The organism is Arthrobacter globiformis, from assembly GCF_003261175.1.
Lineage (GTDB): Bacteria > Actinomycetota > Actinomycetes > Actinomycetales > Micrococcaceae > Arthrobacter > Arthrobacter globiformis_A.
Window position 1 is genome coordinate 1 of sequence record NZ_QLNP01000001.1, and the last position, 1,730, is coordinate 1,730.

The 1,730-nt window shown below is 57.5% G+C and carries 1 rRNA gene; it reads right to left on the reverse strand.

Features of this window, described 5'->3' with window-relative positions:
- Positions 1-204 precede the first annotated feature (204 nt).
- Positions 205-1,729: ribosomal RNA gene (locus DBZ45_RS00005) — 16S ribosomal RNA — on the reverse strand.
- Position 1,730: the final 1 nt, after the last annotated feature.

Consider the following 1,730-nt stretch of genomic DNA (forward strand, 5'->3'; position numbering starts at 1 on the left):
AACCCCGCCCCGCACCGTTCCAGGACGAAAACCCCGAAGGGAACCCGTCCGTACTAAACACAGGACAAAACCACGCGGCCGCTATTCGTTGATATTCCACCCATGAGCACCCGCCGCAGAACGATCGCCTGCGCAACGGGCCTTTACTCCTGACAAACCACACACCCCGCATACACGGGAAGCGGGCCTGTAGGTGCTCCTTAGAAAGGAGGTGATCCAGCCGCACCTTCCGGTACGGCTACCTTGTTACGACTTAGTCCCAATCGCCAGTCCCACCTTCGACGGCTCCCTCCCACAAGGGGTTAGGCCACCGGCTTCGGGTGTTACCAACTTTCGTGACTTGACGGGCGGTGTGTACAAGGCCCGGGAACGTATTCACCGCAGCGTTGCTGATCTGCGATTACTAGCGACTCCGACTTCATGGGGTCGAGTTGCAGACCCCAATCCGAACTGAGACCGGCTTTTTGGGATTAGCTCCACCTCACAGTATCGCAACCCTTTGTACCGGCCATTGTAGCATGCGTGAAGCCCAAGACATAAGGGGCATGATGATTTGACGTCGTCCCCACCTTCCTCCGAGTTGACCCCGGCAGTCTCCCATGAGTCCCCACCACTACGTGCTGGCAACATGGAACGAGGGTTGCGCTCGTTGCGGGACTTAACCCAACATCTCACGACACGAGCTGACGACAACCATGCACCACCTGTGAACCGGCCCCAAAGGAGAAACCACATTTCTGCGGCGATCCGGTCCATGTCAAGCCTTGGTAAGGTTCTTCGCGTTGCATCGAATTAATCCGCATGCTCCGCCGCTTGTGCGGGCCCCCGTCAATTCCTTTGAGTTTTAGCCTTGCGGCCGTACTCCCCAGGCGGGGCACTTAATGCGTTAGCTACGGCGCGGAAAACGTGGAATGTCCCCCACACCTAGTGCCCAACGTTTACGGCATGGACTACCAGGGTATCTAATCCTGTTCGCTCCCCATGCTTTCGCTCCTCAGCGTCAGTTAATGCCCAGAGACCTGCCTTCGCCATCGGTGTTCCTCCTGATATCTGCGCATTTCACCGCTACACCAGGAATTCCAGTCTCCCCTACATCACTCTAGTCTGCCCGTACCCACCGCAGATCCGGAGTTGAGCCCCGGACTTTCACGGCAGACGCGACAAACCGCCTACGAGCTCTTTACGCCCAATAATTCCGGATAACGCTTGCGCCCTACGTATTACCGCGGCTGCTGGCACGTAGTTAGCCGGCGCTTCTTCTGCAGGTACCGTCACTTTCGCTTCTTCCCTACTGAAAGAGGTTTACAACCCGAAGGCCGTCATCCCTCACGCGGCGTCGCTGCATCAGGCTTTCGCCCATTGTGCAATATTCCCCACTGCTGCCTCCCGTAGGAGTCTGGGCCGTGTCTCAGTCCCAGTGTGGCCGGTCACCCTCTCAGGCCGGCTACCCGTCGTCGCCTTGGTGAGCCATTACCTCACCAACAAGCTGATAGGCCGCGAGTCCATCCAAAACCGCAAAAGCTTTCCACCCCCCACCATGCGATGAGGAGTCATATCCGGTATTAGACCCAGTTTCCCAGGCTTATCCCAGAGTCAAGGGCAGGTTACTCACGTGTTACTCACCCGTTCGCCACTAATCCCCGGTGCAAGCACCGGATCATCGTTCGACTTGCATGTGTTAAGCACGCCGCCAGCGTTCATCCTGAGCCAGGATCAAACTCTCCGTTGAA